Here is a 6000-nt window from a genome sequence, read left to right as displayed (position 1 = left end):
CTTGAAGCCGGCGGCCAGTTCGGCAAGATCGTCCTCACCCCCTGATCGCTGGATCTCATACCGATTTCGAGGATCGGCTGTGCATTTCCTCAGCGAACGTGCGGCACCGGCTATAGATCCTTCGGCCTGCAAATACCCGTGCAGATTCAGCTTGCAGTGTGGCCGGCCTCAGGATGACGTCTCCCTGCCACGAGCGGAAATGCACAGGTAATCTCCAGATACGGTGTCACTTCGCCCAATCCGCCGATCCACCCGACCCAGTCGCTCAAGGCTTGACATCTCCAATCTACAAGTGTAGTACTACAGGTGTAGATGAACTCGCCACCCTGGAATCGCGATGAGCGACGCGCCCGACCTGACCGATCTGCAGCTTGCCGTGCTCCGCGTTCTCTGGGAGCGGGGCGAGGCGACCGTGCAGGAGATCCACGCCGGGCTGCTGGACGAGCGCGGGCTGGCGCCGACGACCGTGGCCACGCTGCTGACGCGGCTGGAGCGGCGCGGCGTCGTGTCGCGGCGGGCGGACGGGCGCGTGCACCGCTACCGGGCGCGCGTCACCGAGCCCGAGGTGCGGCGGAGCATGGTGGGCGGGCTGGCGTCGCGCCTGTTCGGTGGCGACGTGGCCGCGATGGTGAGCCACCTGCTGGGCGGCGAGCACGTGGGGGCGGACGACCTGGAGCGCATCAGGGCGCTCGTGGAGAAGCGGGAACGCGAGCTGAAGGAGGGGCACGATGGGTGAGACCGGATCGATCCGCGCGCTGGCGGACGCTGCCGCCGCGTGGCTGCTGACGTACGGCATCCACAGCACCGCGTTGCTCGGCGCCGCGTGGCTGGCGTCGCGCGGGGTCTGGGCGGACGAGCGCACGCGGGAGATGCTCTGGAAGCTCGCGCTCGCCGGCGCCCTTGCGACGGCGACGATCGCGCAGCTGCGTCCCGGCGCGTCCGCGCTTCACGTGGCGCCCGTGCCCGCGGCGACGGCGAATCCTGCGGTGGCGATGGAGCGCTCTCTCGCGGCTGGCGGCGGGCTTCCGGGCATCGCCCCCGCGGTGGATCCGGCGAGCGAAGCGGCGGACGGGGTGCGGTGGACGGAGATCGGGGTGCTGGCGTGGCTCGTGGGCGCGGCCGTAGCGCTGGGGAGATTCGGGGCGGGATGGCTGCGCTTCACGCGGCGGCTGGCCCGCACGCCCGTGCGCGAGGACCATGCGCTGGCGGTGGCGCTGCGCGAGATGTGCGCCGCGGCCGGGGTGCGGCGGCGCATCCGGCTGACCTGCTCGGACGCGCTGGCCTCGCCGGTGGCGGTGCTGCGCGGGGAGATCTGCGTTCCGCGCGGCACCGCGTCGCGGCTGGACGGCGAGCAGCAGCGCGCCATGCTGGCCCACGAGACGGCGCACCTGCTGCGCCGCGACCCGCTCTGGCTGTGCGCGGCGGGCGCGCTGGCCAGCGTGTTCTGGTTCCAGCCGCTGCTGCGCCTGTGCGTCCGGCGCCTGCGCGAAACCGCCGAGTACCAGTGCGACGCCTGGGCCGCCCGCCATGCCGGCCCGTTCGCGCTGGCGCGGTGCCTGGCCGAGGTCGCCTCGTGGCCCGCCTCGCGCCCGTATCCCGCGGCGGCCGCGGCGATGTCGGCCGGGGGCGCGCACCTGGTCCGCCGCGTGGAGCGGTTGCTGGCGGGCGCGCCCGAGCCGCGCGGCGCGCACCGGTGGACGGCGGCCGCGCTGCTGGCGACCTTCGCGGCCGCGGCGTGGGCGCCGGCGGTCTCGGCCGGGCCCCTGCCGCCGATGACGGCGGCGCCGCAGCAGTCGTACGCCGCGCGCTTCGGCATCTCGCCGGAGCTGGCGGGCGCGGTGGAGCGCGCCGCGCGCGCCGAGGGGGTGGACGCGGAGCTGGCGTTCCGGCTGGTGCGGACGGAGAGCCGCTTCGACGAGCGGAAGGAGGGGCCCGGGGGGATCGGGCTGACGCAGATCATCCTGCCCACCGCGCGGAGGCTGCAGCCCGGCATCACCCGCGGCCAGCTGTTCGAGCGCGACACCAACCTGCGCCTGGGGTTGCGCTACCTGCATGCCATGCTCGTCCGCTACCACGGCGACGCCACCCGCGCGGTGCAGGCCTACTACCAGGGTCCTCGCCAGCTCGACCACGCGGGGCCGCATCCCGGGACGCGCGCGTACGCCGCCGGGCTGCTCGGCCCCGTCGCCGGTCTTCCCGCCTACCGCGGCCCCGGCCTGCGGAGCGGGCGATGAGGCGCCACCGGTTCACGGCCCCGCTGCTCGCCGCGGCCATCGCCGCCGCGGCCTGCCGTCCCCCGGCCGGGCCGCCGTTCCGCGATCCGCGGCCCGCGCGGGTGACGGTGGCCGAGCTGCAGCGCCTGCGCTGGATCGTGGGCGACTGGCGTGGCACGGGAACGAACCAGCCGGCGTTCTACGAGCGCTACCGCTTCCAGGACGACTCCACGCTGGTGGTGGAATCGTTCGCGGACTCCAGCTTCTCGGCCCCGACGGATCCCACCTTCTTCGTGCTCCGCGGCGGCCGCCTGGGCCCGGACGCCCGCACCGCCGCGTCGCGGATCGACGCCCGCTCGGTGACCTTCGCGCCGCAGGCGGCCGGGCGAAACTGGTACCGGTTCCGCTACCGCGCCCCGGACGAGTGGGAGGCCGTCCTCTGGTGGCCCGCGACGCCAACGCGCCCGGAGCGTCTGGTCACCTACCGGATGGTGCGCGTCCGCTGAACGGAAGTGCGGAAGTGCGGGAGTGCGGGAGTGCGGGAGTGCGGGAGTGCGGGAGTGCGGGAGTGCGGGAGTGCGGGAGTGCGGGAGTGCGGGAGTGCGGAAGTACGAGGGATATCGGGAGATGGAGAAATCCCCCGCCGGGCACCGGGCCGGCGGGGGATTTTCTCGTCTGATCGAAAGCGAGGAGAGCGCGATGAGTATCGCACTTACGCACTCCCGCACTCCCGCACTCCCGCACTTTGTTGTCAGGTCTGGAAGCCGGAGACCAGCTCCCGCATCCGCTCGGCCGAGTGCAGCAGCTCCATGCTGCTGGCCGACATCTCCTGCGTGGCGGCACTCTGCTCCTCGGCCGCGGCGCTGACCTCCTCGGCGCTGGCGGCGTGGCTTTCCGACGTGCCGCTGACCTCGGCCACCGCCATCTCCACCCCCTCCATTGCCGCGCTGTTGCGCCCCACCGCGTCCTCCACCTGGCCGGCGGCCAGGCGCACCCCGTCGACCGCGGCCAGGATCTGCTCCAGCGCGGCGTCGGCGCCCTTGGACACGTGCTCCACGTCGGCCACCTTCTCCTGCCCGCGCGCCATCGTTCCCACCACCCCCTCGATGCGCGAGCGGATGGCGTGCACGTTCTGCGCGACCTCCTGCGCCGCGCGCGCCGAGCCCTCGGCCAGCTTGCGCACCTCCTCGGCCACCACCGCGAAGCCGCGGCCGTGCTCGCCCGCGCGCGCCGCCTCGATGGCCGCGTTCAGCGCCAGCAGGTTGGTCTGCCGCGCGATCCCGGTGATGGTCTCCACGAAGCGGTCGATCTGCAGCGAGGTCTGCTCCAGCTCGGTCACCTGGTTGGCGCTGGCCTGCACCACGTCGCGGATCTCCACCAGCCGGGCCAGCGCCGTCGAAACCTCCTGCCGCGAGCGCGTCGCCACCTCGAAGATCTGCCCGGTCAGGCTGGTCACCATCCGGCTGGCGTTGGCGATCTCCTGCGTGCGCGTCTTCATCTCGTCCAGCGCCTCCTGCGTGGCCTGCAGGCCGTGGCTCTGGCTCTCGGCGCCCCCCGCGATCCCCACCATGGCCGTGGCCACCTCTCCGCTCGACGCCGCCACCTCCTCGGAGATGCTGGAGAGGTCCGAGGCGAAGGTGGAGATGCGCTCGGCGGTGGACACCGTCTCGCTCACGATGTTGCGCAGCTGCACCGCCATCCCGCTGAACGCGCCGGCCAGCGAGGCGAACTCGCCGGTCATGTTGCCGTTCAGGCTCACCCGCAGGTCGCCCTGCCCCAGCCGGTCGGCCGCGCCCACCAGCTCGTTCAGCGGGCGGGTGATGGAGCGGATGGTGGTGTACACCAGCCCGGCGGCGATGGCCGCGGCCACCAGCCCGATCAGCAGCAGCAGCAGCTCGGTCTTGCGTGCGTTCTCCTTCAGCTGCGTGGACGCGGTGGCCACCTTCTCGGCCTGCGCCGCGCTGACCTTGCGGATCTCCTGCTGCAGCTCCTGCGTCTGCGGGCGCACGGCGGCCACGCGGCGCAGCGCCCCCTCGGTGTCGCCGATGTCGCGCTGGGCGTGCGCCAGCGCGTACTCCACCTCGATGCGCGAGTGCAGCCCCTCCACCTTCACGATCTCCTGCTGCTCGGCGGGCGACAGGTCCTTCAGGTCCTTGTACTGGCGCCGCTGCTCGTGCCCCTGCCGCCCCAGCGTGGCGAACTGCTCGGCGATGTCGGGGCTGGGCGTCACCAGGTAGCGCTCGCCCGCGGCGATCTGGTTCAGGATCAGCGACTCCAGCGAGCTGCCGATCTCGGTGCTGCGGCGCAGGGATCCCAGCCGCTCGTCCATGCGGCCGGTCAGCTGGCTCACCGTCCACAGGCTTCCCAGCGCGCCCGCGGTGATCAGGATCACCAGGAACGCGCCGCCCCAGATCAGGCGGTCCCGGATCGACTGGAAGAAGCCGGACCGGTTGGCGCGAGTGCTCATCGAGTGCCGTTGCTAAGCTGGATGGTTCCGTTCGTGATGACGCCCACGGCGAACGCCTTCTGCTCGGGGTCGCCGTTCCGGTCGAAGCGGATCTCGCCCGTGGCGCCCTGGAACGCCTGCGCGCCGCCGGGCTGCCCGAGCGTGTGGAGATAGCGCTGGATCCCCTCTCGCGACGCGCCGTTCGCCTTCGCGGCCGCCGCCAGCAGGTTCACCGCGTCGTACGCCGCCGCGGCGAAGGGGTCGGGGTCGCTCCCGTACGCCTGCCGGTACGCGGCGGCGAAGGCCTTCGCGCGGTCGTTCGCGGCGGGGTGATAGAGGAGGCCGACGAGCGTCCCGTCGTACGTCGGCCCCTGCCCGGCCAGGGGGACCAGCCCGTCGCCGCCGATGAAGCGGGCCTGCATCCCCAGCTGCCGCGCCTGGCGGATGATGATCCCCCCGGCCACGTCCAGCCCGGCGATGAACACCACCTGCACCCCGCGCGACTGCATCCGCTTCAGGTAGGGCGAGAAGTCGGCGGTCGAGTCGTTGAACGGGTCGTACTCGGCCACCGTGCCGCCCGCCTTCAGCAGCGCGTCGCGAAAGCTTCCCGCCAGCCCGCGGCCGTAGTCGTCGTTGGTGTACAGGATGGCCACGTTCTGCGCCATCCCCCGCGCCGTGGCCGCCAGCGCCACCGCGTTGGCCGAGTCCGACGAGGCCACGCGGTAGGTCCAGTCGCCCAGCCGGCTCACGGCGGGCGAGGTGGCCGTGGTCGCCACCTCGGGGAGCCGGCCGCGCACGCTGTCGGACTCGCCGTTGTAGAGGGGCGCCGAGGCGATGGTCGTCCCCGAGTTCACCGGCCCGGCCAGCGCCACCACCTTGGCGTCGCGCACCAGCTCGGCGGCGATGGAGATGGCGGTGTGCGCGTCGGCGCCGTCGTCGCGGGCCAGCAGCACCAGGTTGCGGCCGTTGATCCCCCCGGCGGCGTTGATCTCCTTCACCGCCAGGTCGGCGCCCTGCTTGGTGGCGATGCCGTATCCCTGCTTCAGCGGCCCCGCCAGCGCGAAGGTCACGTCGCCTCCGCCGCCGGCGCCCTTGCAGCCGCCCAGCGCCAGCGCGAGCGCGAGCATGCGCACGGCCGGCACGCGGCGCGCGCGTGCCGAATGCCGCAGCCGTGCATTGCGGCGGAAAGGCGGGTGGGGCATGTCGGGGCCGGGAATGCGGGATAGGTGAGAACGCCGCATAGTACGGGCGCCGTCCAGCCGTTGTCAACGCCGCCGCGCGCGCCGACGCGGTTGCGGGAGCGGGCTTTGGATGCGATCGCCATTGCTGGCGGAAAAACAT

At 73.0% G+C, this 6000-nt stretch carries 5 protein-coding genes; 3 read left to right on the top strand and 2 right to left on the bottom strand.

The features are described 5' to 3' along the window. Positions 1 to 337 precede the first annotated feature (337 nt). The 3 genes from VLK66_RS27800 to VLK66_RS27790 are packed head-to-tail and all read left to right on the top strand — an operon-like array spanning position 338 to position 2719. Positions 338 to 736 carry a BlaI/MecI/CopY family transcriptional regulator gene (locus VLK66_RS27800; RefSeq protein WP_325312782.1) on the top strand — a complete coding sequence of 133 codons (399 nt, stop codon included), beginning with the start codon at positions 338 to 340 and terminating at the stop codon, positions 734 to 736. Next, positions 729 to 2234: a M56 family metallopeptidase gene (locus VLK66_RS27795; protein ID WP_325312781.1), complete on the top strand. Its 1506-nt coding sequence runs from the start codon at positions 729 to 731 to the stop codon at positions 2232 to 2234. The genes VLK66_RS27800 and VLK66_RS27795 overlap by 8 nt, the downstream gene beginning before the upstream one ends. Beyond that, a complete protein-coding gene (locus VLK66_RS27790) occupies positions 2231 to 2719 on the top strand; it encodes a hypothetical protein (RefSeq protein WP_325312780.1) in 489 nt (162 codons plus the stop codon). The genes VLK66_RS27795 and VLK66_RS27790 overlap by 4 nt, the downstream gene beginning before the upstream one ends. 245 nt (positions 2720 to 2964) lie before the next feature. Here VLK66_RS27790 and VLK66_RS27785 read toward each other — a convergent pair whose 3' ends face one another. Both VLK66_RS27785 and VLK66_RS27780 read right to left on the bottom strand, forming a co-directional pair. After that, positions 2965 to 4680 (bottom strand): methyl-accepting chemotaxis protein, encoded by a 1716-nt coding sequence (locus VLK66_RS27785; protein ID WP_325312779.1) that lies wholly within the window; start codon positions 4678 to 4680, stop codon positions 2965 to 2967. Beyond that, positions 4677 to 5786, bottom strand: a complete 1110-nt coding sequence (locus VLK66_RS27780; protein ID WP_325312778.1) for a branched-chain amino acid ABC transporter substrate-binding protein — start codon at positions 5784 to 5786, stop codon at positions 4677 to 4679. The genes VLK66_RS27785 and VLK66_RS27780 overlap by 4 nt, the downstream gene beginning before the upstream one ends. Between the last annotated feature and the right edge of the window lie 214 nt (positions 5787 to 6000).

The organism is Longimicrobium sp., assembly GCF_035474595.1.
Lineage (GTDB): Bacteria > Gemmatimonadota > Gemmatimonadetes > Longimicrobiales > Longimicrobiaceae > Longimicrobium.
The sequence above is the reverse complement of the archived record's forward strand: the minus strand, read 5'-3'. Positions and strand labels throughout refer to the sequence as shown.

Bases quoted from the DNA above. Each gene is read 5' to 3' on its own strand.
- VLK66_RS27780 (WP_325312778.1), bottom strand. From the start codon at position 5,786: ATGCTCGCGCTCGCGCTGGCGCTGGGCGGCTGCAAGGGCGCCGGCGGC.
- VLK66_RS27790 (WP_325312780.1), top strand. From the start codon at position 2,231: ATGAGGCGCCACCGGTTCACGGCCCCGCTGCTCGCCGCGGCCATCGCC.
- VLK66_RS27785 (WP_325312779.1), bottom strand. From the start codon at position 4,680: ATGAGCACTCGCGCCAACCGGTCCGGCTTCTTCCAGTCGATCCGGGAC.
- VLK66_RS27800 (WP_325312782.1), top strand. From the start codon at position 338: ATGAGCGACGCGCCCGACCTGACCGATCTGCAGCTTGCCGTGCTCCGC.
- VLK66_RS27795 (WP_325312781.1), top strand. From the start codon at position 729: ATGGGTGAGACCGGATCGATCCGCGCGCTGGCGGACGCTGCCGCCGCG.